Genomic DNA, 20,089 nt, shown 5'->3' on the forward strand with positions numbered 1-20,089 from the left:
TGCGGGCCGGGAGCGGTGGGGCGGCCGTCCGGCGTGGTGGAGGGGGGAGCAGGCGGGGCGGTTCCGTGTACTTCCCCGGTCGTACGGGCGGAGCCGCTGGCGGTACGACGACGTGCGGCCCCCGGACGGCGAGGCTCGAAGAGAGCCGGCGGAACACCGTTGACCGGCCGGCGGTGCCTTATCCATCAAGGAGATGATCCCCATGTACGCACTCGCGGAGCCCTGGTCCGGCGGCGGACCGGGCCCCTGGATCCTGTTCGTTCCCGTGGTCTGGGTGGCGGTCGCCTTCACCGCGGTGACCGTGCTGCGCCGCACCGTGTGGCGGCACGGCGGGCCCGGCGGGCCGATCCGCGGCCCCTGGGGTGCCCCCCGGTCCGCGGCCGGTGCCGGCACGCCCTCGCCGATCGCCGTCCTCGGCCGGCGCTTCGCGGCCGGCGACATCGACGAGGAGGAGTACTGGCGCCGGCTCTCCGTGCTGGAGGAGCACTTCGGTGCCGGCCCCAAGAGCGGCCCGGCGTGACCGCCACCGTCGCCTCCGGCGTACCCGGGTGACCGGCGGCCCCAGGGCCGGCAGACCCTACGGGTGTCCGTCAGCCGACCCTCGCGCTCCGCGTACGGGGACGGGGGTCGGCCGCCGTGTCCTCCAGCGGCGCGGTGTCCCAGCGGGTGCGGACCGCGCGGGCTTCCTCGGGAGCGGTGGTCAGTGCCGGGAGGGTGAACCAGACGACCTTGCCCGGGTCGTCCGGGCGGACCCCCCAGCTCTCGCTGAGTGCCGCGATCAGCGCCAGCCCGCGCCCGCAGGTCTCCCAGCTGTCGGCGACCCGGATCCGCGGCAGCCGCGGATCGAGATCGTGCACGGAGACCGTCAACTGGTCCAGCAGGACGCACAGTTCGACGGTGCACTGCTTGCTGGGGCGGGCGTGCCGGTGGACGTTGGCGAGGAGTTCGGTGACCCCGAGGGCCGCCGGGTCGATCAACGCGTCGAGACTCCAGTACCGCAGTTGCGCGGAGACGATCCTGCGCACATGCCCGATGCGGGCCGGGACGGCCTGGAGCTCCACCGTGCAGTGTCTGCTGGGCTGCCTGATCACGACCGCGACTCCCTGATGAGGTCGGGGCCCCTTTACCGGGCAGGGGCGAAGATCGGATCCAGCGATGCCGGCTGCATCACAACGTCACCGCTGGTGAACCCTCAGTGATACGTGTCCAGGGTCATGCAGGCGGTGCGCCCCCGCAACCGCACCACCTCAGCCGCAGCCGGCGTTCACGCGCGTGGCCGACGCGCCGTCTCCACGGCCTTGAGGAAGCGGTCGGGGGCGCCCAGCGTGAGCGAGTAGCGGTTCCCGTTGAGGATGGCGAGCGCCCGGTCGCGGGCGGCGAACAGCGGCTTGTGGGCCTCGACCGCGCCCAGGGGAGCGCTGTCGATCTCCGTGCCGTAGCTGGTCAGCAGCGCCAGCCGCCCGTTGCTGATACGGACCTGGCCCGCCCTGGTCAGCGACCGCAGCCACCGCTCGATCCGTACGCCGGTCGCGTTGAACTCCGACTCCGCCATCCCCACCACTTCCTCGGCGCCCCGGGCTGGTGCCGTCCACCGCCCCTCTCGGGAAGTTTGCCCCCACTGCGCCGCGTATACCAGTGCCGCCCCGGGTGCGACGCGGGCAACAGCCGTCCCCCAGGGCCTTCTTGGGGCCCCTCAAAGTGATGTTTATGCAGGTGAGAAGCGTGCGGAGGGTGGTTATAGTCGGAACCGGCCCGCCGTTGCGCGCGGGCTCGTAACCCCCCGTTGAGGAGTGCGCCGGTGAGCATCGCACCACAGCCGCAGAGCCGGCCCGACCGCAGCAGCGCGGCCCAGGAGCCGACGCCGACCGTCCTGCCGACCACGGACGTCGACCGCACGGATCCGGACTACCGGAACTGGCTCAAAGACGCGGTACGCAAGGTCCAGGCGGACGCCAACCGCACCGCCGACACCCACCTGCTGCGCTTCCCGCTGCCCGAGGAATGGGGCATCGACCTCTACCTGAAGGACGAGTCGACGCACCCCACCGGCAGCCTCAAGCACCGGCTTGCCCGCTCGCTGTTCCTGTACGGGCTGTGCAACGGCTGGATCCGCCCCGGGAAGCCCGTCATCGAGTCCTCCAGCGGCTCGACGGCCGTCTCCGAGGCGTACTTCGCCTCGCTGATCGGGGTCCCGTTCATCGCGGTGATGCCGGCGACGACCAGCCGCGAGAAGACCCGGCTGATCGAATTCCACGGCGGCACCTGCCATCTGGTCCAGGACCCGCGGACCGTCTACGAGGTCTCCGCCCGGCTCGCCGCCGAGTCCGGCGGGCACTACATGGACCAGTTCACCTATGCCGAGCGGGCCACCGACTGGCGCGGAAACAACAACATCGCCGAGTCGATCTACCAGCAGCTGCGGCTGGAGCGCTATCCCGAGCCCGCCTGGATCGTCGCCACCGCCGGCACCGGCGGCACCTCCGCGACCATCGCCCGCTACGTCCACTACATGCAGTTCGACACCCGGGTCTGCGTCCCCGACCCGGAGAACTCCTGCTTCTTCGACGGCTGGCTCACCGGCGACGCGGGGACCAACTGCGAGACCGCGTCGCGGATCGAGGGCATCGGCCGGCCCCGGATGGAGCCGAGCTTCGTGCCCGGCGCGATCGACCGGATGATGAAGGTCCCGGACGCGGCCAGCGTCGCCGCCGTCCGCGCCCTGGAGACGGCGATCGGCCGCAAAGCGGGCGGCTCGACCGGCACCGGGCTGTGGAGCGCCCTGAAGATCGTCGCGGAGATGGTCGCCGAGGGCCGTACGGGATCCGTGGTCACGCTGCTCTGCGACCCGGGGGACCGCTATCTCGACAAGTACTACTCGGACGACTGGCTGGCCTCGCAGGGCCTGGACATCACGCCCTACGCACGCACCATCGACACCTTCCTGGCCACCGGCACCTGGAGCTGCTGACCGGGCGCGGCGTCGGCGGGTGCGGCTCAACGGCGGGCCAGGCGCCGGTCCAGGGCCCGTACGGAGTCCCGGAAGGCGCGGCCAAGTCCCGGCCGGGCCGCCGTCATCAGCCAGCGGAACGGCGCCGGGCCGTCGGCCGCGAACGTCCACCGCACCCGCGTCCCGCCGCCCGCCGGGGTCAGTCGCCAGTCCTCCAACAGGGCCCGCGGTCCAGGGGCGTTGGTGGTGTCGACCCGATAGGCGTAGTGCGCGTCGGGCTCGGCGGCCAGCACCGTCTCGCCGAACCGCGCGCCGCCCGTCAGGCGGATGTCGCGGCCCGCGCCGTCGCGCGTCGGTGCCGAACGGGACACCCCCGTGAACCAGTCGGCCCAGCCCGCCACGTCCTCCGCCAGAGCTCGGTGCACGATCTCCGGCGGTGCGGCGGCCTCCGTGGCGAACACCAGCCGCAGCGGGGCGCCGGCGACGAAGTCGAGCCCGACGGGGCGGAGTCGGCGTGGCACGGTACGAGCACCCCCTGGGAGACGGCCGGCGGGACAGGGCGGCACACCCTGACCGGCGCGGCGTCAGATGTCTGCGCCGGCGGCCGGTTCGCCCGCCACCACCAGCTCGGTCGGCAGCTCCGCGAACTCCGCCCGCACCTCCGCCGGCAGCCCGGCATCCGTCACCAGCACATCCACCTGGTCCAGGCCGGCGAACGAACTCAGGCCCACCGTCCCCCACTTGGTGTGGTCGGCGACCACCACCACCCGCCGCGCGGACCGCACGAAATGCCGGTTGGTCTCCGCCTCCGCGAGATTCGGCGTCGACAGCCCCGCCTCCACCGATATGCCGTGCACCCCGAGGAAGAGCAGATCGAAGTGGAGCGACCGGATCGCGGCATCGGCCACCGGCCCGACCAGGGTGTCCGACGGCGTCCGCACCCCGCCCGTGAGCACCACCGTCGCCGCCTCCGCGGCCGGCATCCCCTCTCCGCTGGCGGCGGCCCGCTGGGCGTTGTAGAACACATCGGCCACCCGCACCGAATTCGTCACCACCGTCAGCTCCGGCACCTCCAGCAGCTGGTGCGCCAGCGCGAACGCGGTCGTGCCGCCCGCCAGCGCGATCGCGCTGCCCGGCACCGCCATCCGCGCCGCCGCCTTGGCGATCTCCGCCTTGGCGCTCAGCTCCAGCGCCGACTTCACCTCGAACCCCGGCTCATGGGCGCTCGGGTCGCTCACCGGCAGCGCGCCGCCGTGCACCTTCTCGACCATGCCCTGGCGGGCCAGCGCGTCCAGATCGCGACGGACCGTCATGTCCGAGACGCTGAGCCGGCGGGTCAGCTCATTGACGCGCACCCCACCCCGCCGTCTGACCTCGTCGAGAATCAGGGCACGCCGCTGCTCCGCGAGGAGGTTCTGGTTGTCGCTCACCCCGGCCCGTCCCTTCCGCCCGGCACCGCGTCCCGGGTCCTGCACACGGGCTGCCCGCCGCCCGCGATCACTGGTGCCCTCATCCTCGCACGAGGGTCCGACAACGGCCCCGACGCCGCTGTGCACGGCACCCGCAGCGGACCCCGCGGACCGCGGGAACCGAAACCCGGATGAAGTCACTCCCAGGGGAAAGAGACAATCCCGGGGGACCACGGACCGCACGGCACACCGCACTCCGCATCACGCGCCGCATCACACACCGCACCGCACTGACATCGGGGGAGAGCCAGTGGAGACCGCGGACACACCACGGCACACCGGCCCAACGGGCCGTACCACCACGACAGATGCCGCACCGGACACCGCGCCGCTGCCCCGGCTCAGCCTGGAGCTGCTGGTCCACGGAGTCGGCGGCACCACGCCCGAGAAGATGCTCGGCGACCCGCGCGTCCAGCGGATCACCGGCGACGACACCGCCGCCTGCTACCGCCGCACCGACGACGCGGACGCAGAGGAGCGGCCCGGCGACCACCTCTCCGAACCGGTCCGGGAGGCGTACTGCTGGAGCAATCTGACGTCCGGCAACGGCGCCCGCGCGCTCTGGCTGGTCCTGGTGCCCTTCATGGTCGCCAACCTCGCCCACTGGATGCGCCCGGCCGCCCCGCCCGAGCACCGGGCGCAGCGGATCTACGACCTCCTGGTGCGCCTCCTCGCGCTCACCCTCACCGTGCTGCTCGCCGCCGCGGCCTGTGAGGTCGCCCTCGACCTCACCGCCTGGCAGTGCGCCGGCACCCCCGTCTGCGTCGCCGGGAAATCCTGGCTGGGCTTCCTCAGCCCCGACAACGCCGGCTGGTGGAGCGTCCCCGGCCGCCGGCTGGCGCTCGCCTCCGTCGTGCCCCTGACGGTCGTCGGCTTCCTCTGGTGGCTCTCGCACCGCACCTGGAGCGCGTACGAGTCCGCCTCACCGCCGCCCCGCCGGCCCGGCGCCTCCCGCGACACCCCCGTCGAGGAACGCACCGCGCTCAACCTGGACGGCTTCTGGTACGGCCGCCGGCTCGTCGCCCGGCTGCGCGCCGCGCACACCACGGCCGGGATCCTGACCATCGCCGCCGCCCTGCTCGTCGCCTCCCTCCGGAGCGACCGGCGGGCCGGCGACGGCACCCTCGTCGCCCTCGGCCAGGGCCTGGCAGCGCTGGTCGTGCTGCTCGCCGCCGGCACCCTGCTCGTCGTCTGGCGCACCGCCCGCAGCGAGGCGGCACCGGACCACGGGGCCGACCACCCGGCCGTACGGGCGCTGCCGTACGCCGCCCTGCTCGTGCTGGCGCTGACCGCCGTCCACGCCGGCTGGGCGCGCCCGGAAGCGCGCAGCCACGGCCCGCTGCCCGGTGTCGCGGCCTTCGGCGGGATCGCCGTCCTCCAGGGCGCCTTGGTCCTCGCGCTGGCGGTGACCGCCTGGTTCCTGCAGCACGCGGCCCGCGACGAGGCCCGTACGGCGCTGCGCGGGATGGGCGGGCCCGCCGTCGCGCTGCTGTCCTGCGCGGTCGGCGGGGTGCTGTCCGGGGGAGTGGCGGTGCGGTTCGCCGACTGGATCGGCGGGCCGGCGGCCCCCGGCCGGGACCCCTCCGCGATCCCCGGGCCGCCGGTCCTGCTGTCCTGGCAGGCGTCGATGATCCCCGCGCTGCTGGTCGTGGTCGCCGTCGTCGCGGTGCTCGCCGGGATCCGGGTGATCGTGGTCCGCAACCGCGTCGCCGAGGACGTGCCGGGCCTCTACGACCCGCGCGAGCGGCCCGACGCGCTGCGCACCCGGCGGATCGCCGGCACCATCGCACGCGCCGGGCTGACCGACGCGGCGCCCGTCCTGGTGGCCGCCACCGCCGCCGTCACGCTCACTCTGGGGGCGGGCGCGGTGGCCGGCGCCTGGATCACCGACCAGGCGCCCGGCCGTGCCACGGCGGGCGCCCCGCCGGTCCTCCACGCCGCCGCCGAGACCGCCGAATCCCTCGGGTCCTGGCTCATGGGCGCCGGTGTCATCCTGCTGCTCACGATGGGCCGGCGCGCCTACCGCGACCACTCCGCCCGCCGCACCATCGGCATCCTCTGGGACGTGGGCACCTTCTGGCCGCGCGCCGCGCACCCCTTCGCGCCGCCCTGCTACGCCGAGCGCGCGGTGCCCGACCTGACCTGGCGGATGGCCACCTGGACCGAGCGGTTCGACGGCCGGCTGGTGATCTCCGGGCACTCCCAGGGCAGTGTGCTGGCCGCGGCGGCCGTCTGGCAGCTGGACCTGGTCACGCGCAGCCGGGTCGCGCTGCTGACGTACGGCAGCCCCCTGGAACGCCTCTACGGCCGCTGGTTCCCCGCCTTCTTCGGCCCGCCCGCACTCACCGGGCTGCACCGTGAGATGGACGACTGGCGCAACCTCTGGCGCTTCACCGACCCGATCGGCGGCCCGATCCGGCTCACCTGCGAGGACGGCCGCCGGATCGACGAGGGGCCGCTGCGCGACCCGCTCGCCTTCGGCCGCACGCTGCAGAACCCGCTGCCCGCCCAGATCCTCGGCCACGGCGATTACCAGGCCGACCCGGTCTTCGACAAGGTACGCGCCGAACTGATCGCCCGGCTCGGCCCCGCGATACCGTGCCCGCGCGCCGAACGGGCGCCCGCTCACGGCAGTTCGGGCAGGTCCTCCGCGTAGAGGAGGGTCAGGTCGTCGGTGCTCGGGTCGGGCAGCTTCGCCACCCGGCCCGCGTGCCGCTCGACCATCGCCTCGAACGTCTGCCGCGCGGTACGCCCGTTGCCGAACGACGGCCCCTTGGGCAGCGCCGTGAAGTACTTCAGCAGCGCCTCGCCGGCCCCCTCGGCGAGTCGGTACTCATGCTCCTCGCCCTGCTGCTCGACGATCCGCAGCAGCTCCTCGGGCGCGTAGTCGCCGAAGGTGATGGTCCGTGAAAAACGGGACGAGACACCGGGGTTGACCGCAAGGAAGCGCTCCATCTCGGCGGTGTAGCCGGCCACGATCACCACCACCGCGTCCCTGTGGTCCTCCATCAGCTTCACCAGGGTGTCGATGGCCTCCTTGCCGAAGTCCCGCCCGGAGTCCTCCGGCGAGAGGGCGTACGCCTCGTCGATGAACAGCACCCCGCCGCGCGCCCGGTCGAACGCCTCCTGGGTGCGGATCGCCGTCGACCCGATGTGCTCGCCCACCAGGTCCACCCGCGACACCTCGACGAGGTGCCCGCGCTCCAGTACGCCCAGCGCGTGCAGGATCTCGCCGTACAGCCGGGCCACCGTCGTCTTGCCGGTGCCGGGGGAGCCGGTGAAGACCAGATGGCGGCGGACCGAGGCGGCCTTGAGCCCCGCCTCCTGCCGCCGCCGGCCCACCTCGATCATGTTGATCAGGCTGCGCACCTCGCGCTTGACGCTCTCCAGCCCTACGAGGGTGTCCAGTTCACCCACCACCTCCTCGGGAGGACGGCCGGCCACCGGCTCCTCCGGGGGCTCGGCGGCCGCCGACGCTGCGCGCTGCGCCGGGACGTTGCCCAGCAGCCCGGCCGTCTGCGTAGCCTGCTGCACCGAGGGCGCCGTCACCGCCCCCGCGGCCGGCGCCTGTGTGGTCCGGCTCTCGTCACTGGTGCAGTCCTCGACGGTGGGGCCGCCGCCGGTGCCCTGCACGTCGGCGAACTCGTAACCGCCGCGCGCACAGCGCTCCGTGCGGCACCGGGTCAGCGTGGTGCGGCAGCCGTCGATCACATGGAAGCCGAAGCCCGAACTGCCGGTGACCCGGCAGCCGTGGAACGTGCCGCGGCCCTCCGCCGAGACGTAGAACCCGGCCTCGGTGGGCGAACTGACCGTGCAGCCCTCGATGGTGGGATCCGCGCCCTTGGTGACGATCACGCCGGTCTGCGCCGCGTCGATGGTGCAGTTGGCGAGCGTGCCGCCGCTGCCGTGGTCGCGGAACCAGGCACCGGTCGAGGTCTCCCGGATCCGGCAGTCGTCCAGCTGGACGGTCGCGCCGTCGCTCACCGACACCGCGGTGTTGCGGACCTGCGCGATATCGCAGTCCACGACGTCGGCGCGGGAGCCCCGGTCGAGGACGAACAGCGCGTCCGGCACGTCGTGCACCCGCGTGGAGTCCAGCACCGCGGTCGCGCCGTCGCTGACCCACACCGCGGGATAGTCGCCCGTACTGTCGTGGATCTCGCACTGGTTGACGTCCACCCGGGTGCCCGGGTCCCATACGGACAGGCCGTTGCGCCCGAAGTGCCGCACCGTGCTGCGGGTCAGCGTCAGCACCGACCGCGAGCGGAGGTCGACGGCGTTCTCCGGGATGTCGTGGATGTCGCAGTCGGCGAGGGTGAGCACCGCGTCGGTGTCCAGGGTGACGCCGTCAGCGGACGTCCGGTGCACCGTGCAGTCGGTGAGATGCCCGGTGGCCCGCGCAGCCACCTGGATGCCCGCGCCCTTGATCTCGTACAGCTCGCAGCCGACCGCCTCGACCGCGCTGCCCTCGCCGGTCAGCGACAGGCCCGCTCCCGAGGCGTGGTGGATCCGGCAGTTCTCCAGCCGCGGATGGGCGCCGCCGCGCACCGCCACCCCGGCCTGCCCGGCGGCCATCACCTCGCACTCCTCGAAGACCCCGCCGGCGCCGTCCAGCACGCTGATGCCGACGCCGCCCGCGTTGTCGACCGTGCAGCGGCGCACCGTCGGACGGGCCCCGCCCCGGACCTCGATACCGGCCGCGGACCGGGTCACGACCCGGATGTCGGCCAGTTCGGGGGCGCCGTCCTCCACCAGCAGCGCGGGCGAGGCGGAATCCGTCGCCTCCAGGTGCAGGTCGTGGACGGTGGCCGAGGCCCGTATCGTCAGCGCCACACCGTCGGCCGGCGCGATCCGCACCGACCCGCGGGCCCCCTCGGGACCGCGCAGCGTCACCGCGCGCAGCAGCACCAGGTTCTCGCGGTACGTACCGGCCGGCACGGTCAGCACGTCACCGTCCCCGGCGGCCTCCAGGGCGGCGGCGAGCGAACTGTACTCCCCGGTGCGGCGCCGCCAACGCGACGATCCGGAGTGCGTCACCTGGACCGAGCCCTGTGCCATGGCGGTGTCGTGTCCCCACTTCGTGCGGCGGATGTCGCCCCGGCAGCCATACGTCCGCGGATGTCCGCATCGGGGTCTGCGAGGCCCCAGCCGAGAGGCTGGCTGCACCACCGTAGCGCGCCCGGCGAGTGGTGGCGGACACAGTCCGCCGCCTGGTCAGCCGCACCTCAACTCCCGGCGTCCGCCCGGCCCCAGTCCTGCCCCGCGCGCTCCCATGCCGCGTCCCAGCGGCGGTACCGACGCACCATCAACTGCCGGACGGCCAGTCGCCGGGCGGCGTCGACGAGTCCCCCGGCGGCCCCGGCGACGCCCAGTCCGGCCAGCACCGCATGGGTCGCCGCCGCGCCCGTGTCCATCGGGCGCGGCACCATCCGCCCGCGGCCGTCGGTCCAGATGCGGAACCGCGCACCGGGCTGCACGGCCCGGGTTGCCGCGATCTCGGCGGTGTGCGCGCTGCCGTCCCGCCCGGTCCAGCGAGCCACCGTCCGTTGGCGCGCCCCGTGCGGGGCGGAGGTCTCCGGATCGGGGCGGGCGGACGGCCGGGAGGCCGGCCGGTCGGCGGTGGCCCACACCGGATACCGCTCCCGGTGCTGCCGGCGTACGGCCTCCAGCAGCGCGCCGTGCGCGGCCCGGCCGGTGAACCAGCCGAGCGCGGGCGCCCCGAGGACGATCAGCAGGGCGGCGGCCAGCGCGATCCAGGCTTCGATCCGGTCCGTCCGCCGTCGCACCGGATTGTGCCGCCAGTGCCATAAGCCCCGCATCGCCCGCATCGCCGCCCCTTTGCTGCCTTTGCCGCGCCCGGATCTGTGCATACCGCGTGGCACGGCGTCCATGCGAAGGTTCGGTGAAGAGAGAGTGACATCACGCCGCGGGGCGGCGGCCGGTCCGGTCGCACCCGCCCCACCGGGCCCACCCGTTTCGTGAACACCCCATGCCGCGGGGCAAGTTGGGGGCGTTTGAGGGGAGTTGTGACGCTCGTCGCGAGAAGGCCGAAGAACGCCCCGTACGCCACGGTGTCAGCGCAGCCGTACGGCCACGGTCACCACCGCGCCCGCCTCGCCCGCGGCCCCGGGCGCCCCCGTCCCCCTGGACACCGCGAACCGGTCGGCCACCAGCCGCGCCAGCCACAGCCCGCGCCCCTTCGGCGCGCCGTCCAGGCCCGGCAGCAGCTCCGGGATCACGGCCTCGCTGAACCCCGGCCCCGCGTCGCTGATCCGGCACTCCAGCTCATCGCCCACCCGCCGCAGCACCAGCCGTCCCGAACCGCCCGCGTGCTCCACGGCGTTCCCGGCGATCTCGTCCACGGCCAGCACGAACTCGCCGCGCCGCGGCTCGCACAGCCCCTCGCGGGCCGCGCACTCCTCGACCAGCAGCCGCAGTTGCGGCAGCAGGCGCGCGGTGAAGCGCCGCTGCAGCAGCCGGCGGCCGGGCTCCTCCGCCGGCACCTCCGCCCGACCGGCCGGTTCCGGGTTCAGCACGGCCGTACCACCTCCGTCGGCGTCAGCCGCGGCACCGCATCGGAGCCCAGCCGCCGCAGCATCCGGCGCTGCCCGCCGTCGCAGCGCACCTCGACCAGATCATGGCCCGCGGCGCCCCGGGCCAGGGTGAGCAGCGCCACCGCGCAGCCCACCGAAAGGAAGTGCAGCCGCGTCAGATCGACGGTGAGCCGGCGGGCCGCCGCCGTCCGGGCCAGCGCGATCTCCAGCGACCGGGCGAACGCGGCCTGGTTCGCCGCGTCCGCCTCGCCGACGAAGCACAGCGCCTCGTCGGGGCCGCGCACCGACCGCAGAGTCCCCAGCCGCTCCAGCACGGCGCGCGGGTGCGCCCGTTCCATCGCGGCCACCACCTTCCGGTCGAACCGGCGGCGGTCGTACGCGCAGATCTCCGTGTACGGCCGCCCGGCGAACAACGCGTCCGCACCGGTCTCCCGGCGTTCCATCACCGTGACGTCGGTGCCGAGGGCCGGCACCCAGCCCATGTCGATGAACGCCCGCAGCCCCGCATAGCCCTCGGCCGTCGCCCGGTCGGTGGCAGCGCGCAGCCGGCCGAGCTGCCGGGCCGCGGTGAACTCGGTGTCCGGCAGGAGCAGTTCCCGCATGCTGGTCAGCACCAGCTGACCGCGCTCACGGGCCGGGACCGTGCTGCGGCTCGGGAAGTCGATGCGGGCCAGCACCTCTTCCTCCGGCACGCCGGGGCAGGGCAGCACCAGGACCTTCTCGCCGCGGGCCAGCCCGAGGCAAACGAAGGCCGTGACGACCTCCCAGCGCACCTCGTCGTTGCCGTAACTCACAAAGGCGTGGTCCCCGGGCCGCAGATGCTGGACAGGGATGAGAAGACCGCCTCCGGCGTCCCTTGCAGGCATCGACACAACAGCTCTCTGTCTCCCCCCGCGGCCGGTCCCGTCGGCGACGCTGTGCGCTCACTGTAGGCAGCCGCCGACCGGCCCGCAATGCGTACGACGGCAGCCGTGCGCACCCGTGGCGCGACCACGCCGGAGGGTCGCGCCGGCCCGTCAGTCGAGTATCTCGAACGGGTCGCCGATCCGGATCGCGCCCGTCCCGCGCGGGATCAGATTCTGGCCGAAGACCAGCCGGTCGCCGAAGCGCCGGTGGCGGGCCAGCGTCCGCAGCGGTTCCCTCCCGCGCTCGGCGGTGGACTGGTCGGTGGTGGTGACCACGCACCGTGCGCTGGGCTTGGCCACGTCGAAGACCACCTCGCCGATGCGCACCCGCCGCCAGTCGTCCTCCGCCCAGGGCGCGGTGTGGTCCACGACCACATTGGGCCGGAAACGGTTCATCGGCAGCGGGCCCTCGTCGGGGAGGTCGCCCTGCGCGACGAGGGAGTTGAGGGCGTCCAGCGACGCGGTGGTGGTGAGCAGCAGCGGATAACCGTCGGCGAAGCTGACGGTGTCCCCGGGCAGGCCGTACTCCGGGTCGACGGGGCGGCGCTTCTCCGGGGCGTCGAGATGCACCATCCGGCACTCGACGCCGAGATAGGCACGCAACCACTCGGCCGCCTCGGCGCCCGCGGGCACCGCCTCGACCTCGTCCTTCCACACCCCGACCGGGATCGTCTCCACCGGGGCCGGCACCTCGACCGTCAGCGGCGGCACCCCGGGCGCGGTCAGCCGCAGGGCACCCTCGGGCCGCTCCTCGGCACGGGCCAACGCCAGCGCCGGATGCTGGCGTTGGGTCACCAGCCGCCGCTCGGCGTCCACCACCAGCCAGCGTCGGTCCCCGGCGAGCCCCCACGGCTCCACGACCGCCTCGCCGGGACCGGACCCCGCCATGGATTTGACCGGATAGAGATGGAGCGACTGCAGCACGGACGTCGACATGGCCCCATCCTGCCAGCCGCCTCGGACAATTGACCGAACGGCCGGGACGGGACCGTCGGTCCGGTCAGTATCCGCGCGGGTACTGGCGGCCGTACGGATCGTCGAAGGGCGAGGCGGGCCGCGGTGCGACCGGGGCGGCCGGGCGCATCGCTTCGTAGCCGGTGCCGCCGGCCGGGCGCTGGTGCTGCTGCGGGGGCTGGTAGCCGCGGGTTCCCGCCTGCTGCGGGATGTACGGGGCCGGGGTGTGCTGCAGCGGGGCGACCGGCTGCGCGGCGGCACCCGGATACCCGTTGCCCGCGGAGGGGTGGGAGGGCCCCGGGGGAAGCGCGGGCAACGCCGAAGGCAGCGCCGGCAAATGGGAGGAACCGGTGTCGTAAGGGGACGGATTCACGCGGATCGGGGCGATCTGCGGGGTACCCCGCTCTGCGACGAGGCTGTCGTAGATCGGGGTGTCCGGGAAGGAGGGCGAAGCGTAGTAGCCGCCGCCGTAGGTAGAGCGGGGGGAGGTCATGCTTCATAAGTTAAGCCCACGATGTGTCGATTGGGGAGCCTGAAAAGAGGGTTGTTTTATGGGTTGCGAGCGACCATGGGTCCACAATGCGAGCGAACTTGTGAAAATCGGTCGCGATCGCCCGTAGGAATCGTGTAAAGAGCGCGCTTCTCGCGGATGAACAGTTGGCGATTCCGGGTGCTCACGGCCAAGTAGGTTGGGGTGCGCCGCCGCTGACGGGGTGCGAGGGCGAGCGGAACGAGGGGACCGGGAGACCGGGAGGAAGGTGCGGCGATGCCGATGCTCAAGGGCGGCCATGTGCCGGTCCCGGCCCCGGCGGTACGGGTGGAACTGGGCTGGCGGCCTGCCCCCGGGGTGCCGGACGTGGACGCCTCCGCGCTGCTCCTGGTGTCCGGAAGGGTCCGCGGCGACGCCGACTTCGTCTTCCACAACCAGCCGGCGCACGCCTCCGGCGCCGTACGCCACGAGGGCAGGCGGGCGGCCGGCGGGGCGATGACCGACGTCCTCGCGGTGGATCTGGCCGCCGTGGAGCCCGCCGTCGAGACGGTGGTGCTCGCCGCCTCCGCCGACGGCGGCTTCGGCGCCGTGCGCGGCCTGCACATACGGGTGCTGGCGGCGGCCACGGGGGCCGAGCTGGCCCGCTTCGACAGCACGGACGCCACCACCGAGACCGCCTTCGTCCTGGGCGAGTTCTACCGCCGCGACGGGGCCTGGAGGTTCCGTGCGGTGGGGCAGGGGTACGCCAACGGGCTCGCCGGGCTGGCCACGGACTTCGGCATCTGCGTCGAGGAGGAGCCGCCCGCGCCGCCGGCTCCGGCGGCCCCGTATTCCGGCCAGGTCCCTCCGGTGCCCGCGCCGCCCCCGTTGCCGGCGGGTCAACCGGTGGCGTCAATTCCGCCACCGTCCGGGCAACCCGCGCCGGCTTCCGCGCCCCCTCCCGTGCGCCGGGCAAAAGTCACCCTCACGAAGGACGCTCCGGCGGTTTCGTTGACGAAGCAGGGCGGCACGTCCGGCACGATGCGGGTGAACCTCAACTGGAGCGCGGGCAGCACCGGGAGGCGCTTCACCAAGAAACTCGGCCGCAGGGCCATGGAGGCACTGGGCGCCCGCGGCGCACTGCTGCCGCCGTCCGGCGATATCGACCTCGACCTGTGCGCGCTCTACGAATTCACCGACGGCTCGGCCGGTGTCGTGCACCCGCTCGCCGACGCCTTCGGCGCCCTGGACGCCCCGCCGTACATCCGGCTCGACCGCGACGACCGCACCGGCGCGGTGGAGACCGGCGAGAACCTCACCGTCAACCTCGACCACCAGGCGCGCTTCCGGCGCATCCTGATCTTCGTGACGATCTACGCCGGCGCCCGCAGCTTCGACGGACTGAACGCCACGGTCACCCTCCAGCCCCGGCACGGCGCCCCCGTCGAGTTCTCGCTCGACGCCTGCACGGTGCCCTCCACGGTCTGCGCACTGGCCCTGATCACGCACACCGGCGGCGAACTCGTCGTGCGGCGCGAGGCCCGCTACCTCGTCCCCGAGCCCGGCATCAGCCCGCAGCGCACCGTCGACCGCGCCTACGGCTGGGGTCTTACGTGGTCCCCGGCCGGCAAGTGACCGCGGCGCCGGCCGGAGCGCGGCTCACACCGCCCCGTAGGTACGGCCCTTCCAGGCCGCGCCGCGCCCCCGGTAGTGCTGCACCGCGGAGTCGACGGTCATCAGGAGGTAGAGCAGCGCGGTGAAGGGCAGCAGCGGGGCCGACCACAGCGGCTGCCGGTAGTAGCGCAGCATCGGCAGATACGTACCGCACATCAGAGTCCAGGCCGCGCCGCCCGGCACGGCGAGCGCCGGACGGCCGGCGGCCAGTCCGGCCAGCAGCGCGACCGGCGGCGCCAGATAGACCAGCGCCAGGCCGAGGACCGTGCCCAGCAGGAGCAGCGGCTGGTGCCGCAGCTGGGCATAGGCGCTGCGGGAGACCATCCGCCACAGTCCGGCCAGCCGCGGATACGGGCGCACGCTGGTGACCCGGTCGGCCAGCCCCAGCCAGATCGCGCCGCCGGACCGCTGCACGGCGCGCGCCAGTGTCACATCGTCGATCACCGCGTGCCGGATCGCCTCGGGGACGCCCGCCCGTTCCGCCGCCTCCCGCCGCAGCAGCACGCAGCCGCCGGCCGCCGCGGCGGTCCGGGCGCCGCGGCGGTTGACCCGGCGGAACGGATAGAGCTGCGCGAAGAAGTACACGAACGCCGGCACGACCAGCCGCTCCCAGAAGGTCACCACCCGCAGCCGCGCCATCTGCGACACCAGATCCAGGTCCGCGGAGTGGGCCGCGGCCACCAACTCCCGGAGGCTGTCCGGGGCGTGCGCGATGTCCGCGTCGGTCAGCAGCAGGTACTCCGGCGCCGCGCGCTCCCGGGCCAGCGCGATGCCGTGCCGCACGGCCCACAGCTTGCCGGTCCAGCCCGGCTCCGGCTCACCGGGGGAGGCGACGGTCAGCGGCAGCCCGCCGCGCCCGTCCGCCAGCTCGCGGGCCAGCGCGCCGGTCCCGTCCGTGCTGCCGTCGTCGACGAGGAAGACCTCCGCCCGGCCGGGGTACTTCTGCGCGAGCAACGTCGGCAGGCTCGCGGGCAGCACCTCGGCCTCGTCGCGCGCCGGGACCACCACCGCGACCGACGGCCAGCGGTCCGGATCCCGCCGGTCCGGCAGCCGGACGTCGGTCCGCCAGAAGAAGCCCTGCCCCAGCACCAGCCACACCCAGGCCAGCAGCGACCCGGCACCGATCCACTCCATCGCTCCCACGGGCGCAGTCTGCCCACCACGGCCGCCGCTCAGCGGTGATCGACACGGCCTCCCGGTGCGGACGTTCCCCCGGCCGGTATGACAAGTCGGGCGGGCGGCTGAGTAAAGTGTCCGGGTGAAGATCGCGCTGATGGACTCCGGGACCGGGCTGCTCGCGGCAGCCGCCGCCGTTCGCCGTCTGCGGCCGGACGCGGATCTGGTCCTCTCCGCCAACCCCGACAGCCTGCCGTGGGGCCCGCGCAGCCGGGACGAGGTCACCGCCCTCGCGCTGGACGTGGCCCGTGCCGCGGCGGCGCACCGGCCCGACGCGCTGATCGTGGCCTGCAACACCGCGTCGGTGCACGCCCTGCCCGCGCTGCGCGCCGCACTGGAGCCGACCGTGCCGGTCATCGGCACCGTCCCGGCGATCAAGCCCGCGGCCGCCGGTGGCGGCCCGGTCGCCATCTGGGCCACCCCGGCCACCACCGGCAGCCCCTACCAGCGGGACCTGATCGAGCGGTTCGCGAGCGGGGTGGCGGTCACCGGAGTGCCCTGCCCCGGGCTCGCCGACGCCGTGGAGGCGGCGGACGACGCCGCGATCGACGCCGCCATCGCCGCCGCAGCGCATATCACCCCGCGGGACGTACGCGCCGTCGTGCTGGGCTGCACCCACTACGAGCTGGTCGCCGAGCGGATCCGCGCGGCCCTGCAGCAGCCCGGCGCCCCGCGCCTCGTCCTGCATGGCTCCGCCGAGGCCGTCGCCGCTCAGGCACTGCGCCGGATCGGCGCCGAACCGGCGCCGTCGGCGGCCCCGACCGGCACCGTCACCGTGATCCTCGGCGGCCGTCCGGCCGCGCTGCCGGCCATGGCGCTGGCGTACGACGAAGGCCGGCTGCTCAACGCCGACGTCATCCATGACGTCGGCGCCGCCGCGTCGGCTTCGGGTGCGGCGTGACGAACGACGCGCCGTGAAGCGCTGCCGTAGCGTGCGAAGGCGCGTACGCTGCGTCCCATGAGGGACCACCCCCACGAGGGGGCAGCAGCCCCCGATCGCCACGGCTCCGCGGACGGCGCGGCCGGCGGCGCACCTCGCTCCGGCGGCTCCGGTGCGGAGATCCCCGAGGTCTGGCACGGCACCGCCACCAACCGCATGCAGTGGCTGCTGGCCGTCGTGGGCGCGGCCTGCCTGGCACTGGGCATCGCCCTCGCCGTCGAGAGCACCTGGACCTCGGGCCTGGCGCCGCTGGTGATGTCCGTGGTCGGCTGTGTCGCCGCCGGCCTGCTGGTGCTCTTCGGCACCCTGGCCTTCGTCCATGTCGCGGTCCGGGTCGACGACGACTGCCTGGAGGTCCGGTGCGGCCACATGGGAGTGCCGCGGCGCCGGATCCCGCTGGACACGGTCGTCGGCGCCGACGTCGATCCCCGCGTCACCCCCCGCCACTGGGGCGGCTGGGGCTACCGCTGGCGTCCCGAGCAGGGCACCGCGGTGGTGGTGCGCCGCGGGGAGGGGATGGTGCTCCGGCTCGGTGACGGGCGGACGTTCACCGTCACCGTCGACGATGCGGAGGGCGCGGTGCGCTGCGTCCGCGAGCGGCTGCGGCTGCGCCCGCCGGCGTCGACGGCGTGACCGGGCCGGCCGCGCGCCCCTGAAGACGTGCCTGACAGGTGCCCGACACGCGTCCGTGGTCCCGGCGGGTGTCCGGCCGCGGCGGGCGTCCGCGATCCCGGTTCGCGGCGGGGAGCCGCCCGCCGGGTCCCGTAGGGTCGACGCATGGCAACCCCCGAATTCATCCGCGAACTCCGGAGCTCCATCGGCCGGCAGCTGCTGTGGCTGCCCGGGGTGAGCGCGGTCGTCTTCGACGGCGACGGCCGGGTGCTGCTCGGCAAGCGGGCCGACACCGGCGGCTGGTCGATCATCGGCGGCATCCCCGAGCCCGGTGAGCAGCCCGCCGAGACGGCGACGCGCGAGGTGTACGAGGAGACCGCGGTGCGGGTGGTGGCCGAGGACGTCGTGCTCGTCGAGACCATGCCGCCGACCGAGTACCCCAACGGCGACGTGTGCCAGTTCATGGATGTCACGCTGCGCTGCCGGGCGGTCGGCGGCGAGGCGAGGGTCAACGACGACGAGTCGGTGGAGGTCGGCTGGTTCGCCCTCGACGCCCTCCCGGAGCTGGACGGCTTCGCACTGACCCGGATCAAGAAGGCCGTGGAGGCCGGGCCGACGTGGTTCCACGGTATGGGGGAGGAACTCGCGGTTCCCTGAGGGGCCGGGGCGGCGGACGGCGTGGCGTCGGTGCCCCGCCGCGCCCTACAACGCGGTCGTCGACGGCCGTGCCACCGGGGTCACGGAGTCATCGGGCAGGCTGGGCAGTTGGGAAGCGCCCGGCGGGCCGCCGGGGCCACCGTCCCGCCCGGTCGGCTCCTCCGTGTGCATCTCCCGCTTGTCCTTGCGGCAGCTGGTGATCCAGGTGCCGGTCGGCCCGCTCTCGTACTGGCACAACCAGCCCCGGACGGCGAGCGCACCGCGGTTCGCGCGTGACGGGGGCGCCCGCAGGAAGAACTCGGCCATCACGTCGTGCGCCTCCGTGCAGCCGACCGTGCCGCCCGCGCCGGGGTCGGCGAACAGCGCGACGCCGTGCGCCCGGCCCAGCGCATCGGCGATCTCGCCGCAGCTCACCGGCTGACCGGGGACGGTGGGCGACGCCGGGTCCGGCGTACCGTCGCCGGAGCTCTGCGGACCCGGGCCGCCGCCCGGTTCGCCGGCCGACGAGGCGGCGGTGGACGTCTCGCCGTCCTCTCCCGTCCCGCACCCCGCCGCCGTGAGAGCGAGCAGCATCGTCGGCGCGATGATCAGCCTCCGCATGGTCGGCCTCCTTGTGGCGGCGGTGCGCAGACGGCACGCCGCGTCGTTCGACGCTAGGAGGCACCAGGGGGCGAGGCGATCCGGGGCGGCCGTTCGAGTGAGTCCGCGGATCGCCCTCCTGCGGCCCCGGACCCGGCCTAAGGCGCGGGCATGACTGCGATCACCGGCCCCGGCACGCCGGACACCCCGGGCGCGTCCCCCGGTTCCCCGGGTTTCGCGGGTTTCCTCGATCTGCGCGGCCGGACCGCGCTGGTCACCGGCGCCGCCGGCGGCATCGGGCGGGCCTGCGCGCTGCGGCTGGCGGCGGCCGGCGCCACGGTCCGGGCGGTGAACCGGGACGCCGCCGGACTCGCCGGGCTGACGGCCGCCCTCCCCGGTGGCGCGCCGGGCCGTATCGAGCCCCGCCCGCTGGACCTCACCGACCTGGCCGCCGCCGAGCGGGCCGCGGCGGGCAGCGACGTGCCGGTCGACAACGCGGGCATCCAACTCGTGCGGCCCATCGAGGACTTCCCGCCCGAGGTGTTCCACGAGGTGCTGACCGTCATGCTGGAGGCGCCGTTCCGGCTGCTGCGCGGGGCGCTGCCCCATATGTACGGGCAGGGCTGGGGCCGGATCGTCAACATCTCCTCCGTGCACGGGCTGCGGGCCTCGCCGTTCAAGTCCGCGTACGTCGCTGCCAAGCACGGTCTGGAGCGCCTGTCGAAGACCGCCGCCCTGGAGGGCGCCGCGCACGGCGTGACCAGCAACTGCGTGAACCCCGGATACGTGCGGACGCCCCTCGTGGAGCGCCAGATCGCCGACCAGGCCGCCGCGCACGGCATCCCCCGGGAACGCGTACTGACCGACATCCTGCTGGCCGATTCCGCCCTCAAGCGGCTGCTCGAACCGGAGGAGGTCGCCGAGGCGGTCGCCTGTCTCTGCACCCCGCAGGCGTCGTTCGTCACCGGGACGTCGTTGGCGATGGACGGGGGCTGGACGGCGCACTGAGGGGGCGCGCCCGCGTCGCGGGGGCGGGGCGGGCCCCTTCCTACCGGTGGGTACCGGGGCGCTCGGCGAACGGTTTCGGCCAACCGCCATACTGCGAGCGATCTTGCTCCCCGCGCGAAGGGAACCGCCCGCCGTGTCCGCACCC

20 protein-coding genes are annotated in these 20,089 nt (G+C 74.2%); 8 read left to right on the top strand and 12 right to left on the bottom strand.

Translation table 11 applies throughout. From position 1 onward, the window contains the following. Window positions 1–202 precede the first annotated feature (202 nt). Complete coding sequence (locus GR130_RS13590; protein ID WP_159504964.1) at window positions 203–520, top strand: SHOCT domain-containing protein; 318 nt, start codon at window positions 203–205, stop codon at window positions 518–520. Between the two features lie 70 nt (window positions 521–590). On the opposite strand, the gene GR130_RS13595 is transcribed toward GR130_RS13590, so the two are convergent. Both GR130_RS13595 and GR130_RS13600 read right to left on the bottom strand, forming a co-directional pair. Next, window positions 591–1,091, bottom strand: a complete 501-nt coding sequence (locus tag GR130_RS13595; RefSeq protein WP_159504965.1) for an ATP-binding protein — start codon at window positions 1,089–1,091, stop codon at window positions 591–593. Window positions 1,092–1,264: 173 nt separating this feature from the next. Then, window positions 1,265–1,552: a hypothetical protein gene (locus GR130_RS13600; RefSeq protein ID WP_159504966.1), complete on the bottom strand. Its 288-nt coding sequence runs from the start codon at window positions 1,550–1,552 to the stop codon at window positions 1,265–1,267. 318 nt (window positions 1,553–1,870) lie between these two features. Between GR130_RS13600 and GR130_RS13605 the strand changes: the two genes are divergently transcribed. Then, on the top strand, window positions 1,871–2,968 hold the full coding sequence (locus GR130_RS13605; protein WP_159509947.1) for a PLP-dependent cysteine synthase family protein: 1,098 nt from the start codon (window positions 1,871–1,873) through the stop codon (window positions 2,966–2,968). Window positions 2,969–2,994: 26 nt separating this feature from the next. Here GR130_RS13605 and GR130_RS13610 read toward each other — a convergent pair whose 3' ends face one another. Both GR130_RS13610 and GR130_RS13615 read right to left on the bottom strand, forming a co-directional pair. Further along, entirely contained in the window at window positions 2,995–3,468 is a 474-nt protein-coding gene (locus GR130_RS13610; protein ID WP_159504967.1) for an SRPBCC family protein, read from the bottom strand. A 63-nt stretch (window positions 3,469–3,531) separates the two neighbouring features. Beyond that, window positions 3,532–4,377, bottom strand: coding sequence for a DeoR/GlpR family DNA-binding transcription regulator (locus GR130_RS13615; RefSeq protein WP_159504968.1), 846 nt, complete (start codon window positions 4,375–4,377; stop codon window positions 3,532–3,534). A 289-nt stretch (window positions 4,378–4,666) separates the two neighbouring features. Here GR130_RS13615 and GR130_RS13620 point away from each other — a divergent pair, with 289 nt between their 5' ends. Beyond that, window positions 4,667–7,072 (top strand): hypothetical protein, encoded by a 2,406-nt coding sequence (locus GR130_RS13620; protein ID WP_443043598.1) that lies wholly within the window; start codon window positions 4,667–4,669, stop codon window positions 7,070–7,072. On the opposite strand, the gene GR130_RS13625 is transcribed toward GR130_RS13620, so the two are convergent. The 6 genes from GR130_RS13625 to GR130_RS13650 all read right to left on the bottom strand — a co-directional run bounded on the left by GR130_RS13625 (window position 7,042) and on the right by GR130_RS13650 (window position 13,322). Next, window positions 7,042–9,474 carry a right-handed parallel beta-helix repeat-containing protein gene (locus GR130_RS13625; RefSeq protein WP_159504969.1) on the bottom strand — a complete coding sequence of 811 codons (2,433 nt, stop codon included), beginning with the start codon at window positions 9,472–9,474 and terminating at the stop codon, window positions 7,042–7,044. The genes GR130_RS13620 and GR130_RS13625 overlap by 31 nt on opposite strands. Window positions 9,475–9,641: 167 nt before the next feature. Then, window positions 9,642–10,244: an Rv1733c family protein gene (locus tag GR130_RS13630; RefSeq protein ID WP_159504970.1), complete on the bottom strand. Its 603-nt coding sequence runs from the start codon at window positions 10,242–10,244 to the stop codon at window positions 9,642–9,644. 246 nt (window positions 10,245–10,490) lie between these two features. Next, window positions 10,491–10,952, bottom strand: coding sequence for an ATP-binding protein (locus GR130_RS13635; protein ID WP_159504971.1), 462 nt, complete (start codon window positions 10,950–10,952; stop codon window positions 10,491–10,493). Further along, complete coding sequence (locus GR130_RS13640; protein ID WP_236573006.1) at window positions 10,946–11,764, bottom strand: MEDS domain-containing protein; 819 nt, start codon at window positions 11,762–11,764, stop codon at window positions 10,946–10,948. The genes GR130_RS13635 and GR130_RS13640 overlap by 7 nt, the downstream gene beginning before the upstream one ends. Before the next feature lie 222 nt (window positions 11,765–11,986). Further along, window positions 11,987–12,811, bottom strand: a complete 825-nt coding sequence (locus GR130_RS13645; protein ID WP_159504973.1) for an MOSC domain-containing protein — start codon at window positions 12,809–12,811, stop codon at window positions 11,987–11,989. Between the two features lie 64 nt (window positions 12,812–12,875). Beyond that, on the bottom strand, window positions 12,876–13,322 hold the full coding sequence (locus GR130_RS13650; RefSeq protein WP_159504974.1) for a DUF6643 family protein: 447 nt from the start codon (window positions 13,320–13,322) through the stop codon (window positions 12,876–12,878). A gap of 273 nt (window positions 13,323–13,595) precedes the next feature. Here GR130_RS13650 and GR130_RS13655 point away from each other — a divergent pair, with 273 nt between their 5' ends. Continuing rightward, window positions 13,596–14,933, top strand: coding sequence for a TerD family protein (locus GR130_RS13655; protein ID WP_159504975.1), 1,338 nt, complete (start codon window positions 13,596–13,598; stop codon window positions 14,931–14,933). Between the two features lie 24 nt (window positions 14,934–14,957). On the opposite strand, the gene GR130_RS13660 is transcribed toward GR130_RS13655, so the two are convergent. Then, window positions 14,958–16,106: a glycosyltransferase gene (locus tag GR130_RS13660; protein ID WP_159509949.1), complete on the bottom strand. Its 1,149-nt coding sequence runs from the start codon at window positions 16,104–16,106 to the stop codon at window positions 14,958–14,960. Between the two features lie 124 nt (window positions 16,107–16,230). Between GR130_RS13660 and GR130_RS13665 the strand changes: the two genes are divergently transcribed. The 3 genes from GR130_RS13665 (at window position 16,231) to GR130_RS13675 (ending at window position 18,357) form a co-directional block, all read left to right on the top strand. Beyond that, window positions 16,231–17,049 carry a glutamate racemase gene (locus tag GR130_RS13665; protein ID WP_201304876.1) on the top strand — a complete coding sequence of 273 codons (819 nt, stop codon included), beginning with the start codon at window positions 16,231–16,233 and terminating at the stop codon, window positions 17,047–17,049. 57 nt (window positions 17,050–17,106) lie between these two features. Continuing rightward, window positions 17,107–17,721 carry a hypothetical protein gene (locus tag GR130_RS13670; protein ID WP_159504976.1) on the top strand — a complete coding sequence of 205 codons (615 nt, stop codon included), beginning with the start codon at window positions 17,107–17,109 and terminating at the stop codon, window positions 17,719–17,721. 144 nt (window positions 17,722–17,865) lie between these two features. Further along, window positions 17,866–18,357 carry an NUDIX hydrolase gene (locus GR130_RS13675; protein ID WP_159504977.1) on the top strand — a complete coding sequence of 164 codons (492 nt, stop codon included), beginning with the start codon at window positions 17,866–17,868 and terminating at the stop codon, window positions 18,355–18,357. 45 nt (window positions 18,358–18,402) lie between these two features. Here the strand turns inward: GR130_RS13675 and GR130_RS13680 are convergent, their stop codons facing one another. After that, window positions 18,403–18,957 carry a hypothetical protein gene (locus GR130_RS13680; protein WP_159504978.1) on the bottom strand — a complete coding sequence of 185 codons (555 nt, stop codon included), beginning with the start codon at window positions 18,955–18,957 and terminating at the stop codon, window positions 18,403–18,405. A 150-nt stretch (window positions 18,958–19,107) separates the two neighbouring features. On the opposite strand from GR130_RS13680, the gene GR130_RS13685 reads away from it, so the two are divergent. Further along, window positions 19,108–19,944, top strand: a complete 837-nt coding sequence (locus GR130_RS13685; protein WP_159504979.1) for a 3-hydroxybutyrate dehydrogenase — start codon at window positions 19,108–19,110, stop codon at window positions 19,942–19,944. Window positions 19,945–20,089 lie beyond the last annotated feature (145 nt).

It is taken from the genome of Streptomyces sp. GS7, assembly GCF_009834125.1.
In the GTDB taxonomy this organism is placed as follows: domain Bacteria; phylum Actinomycetota; class Actinomycetes; order Streptomycetales; family Streptomycetaceae; genus Streptomyces.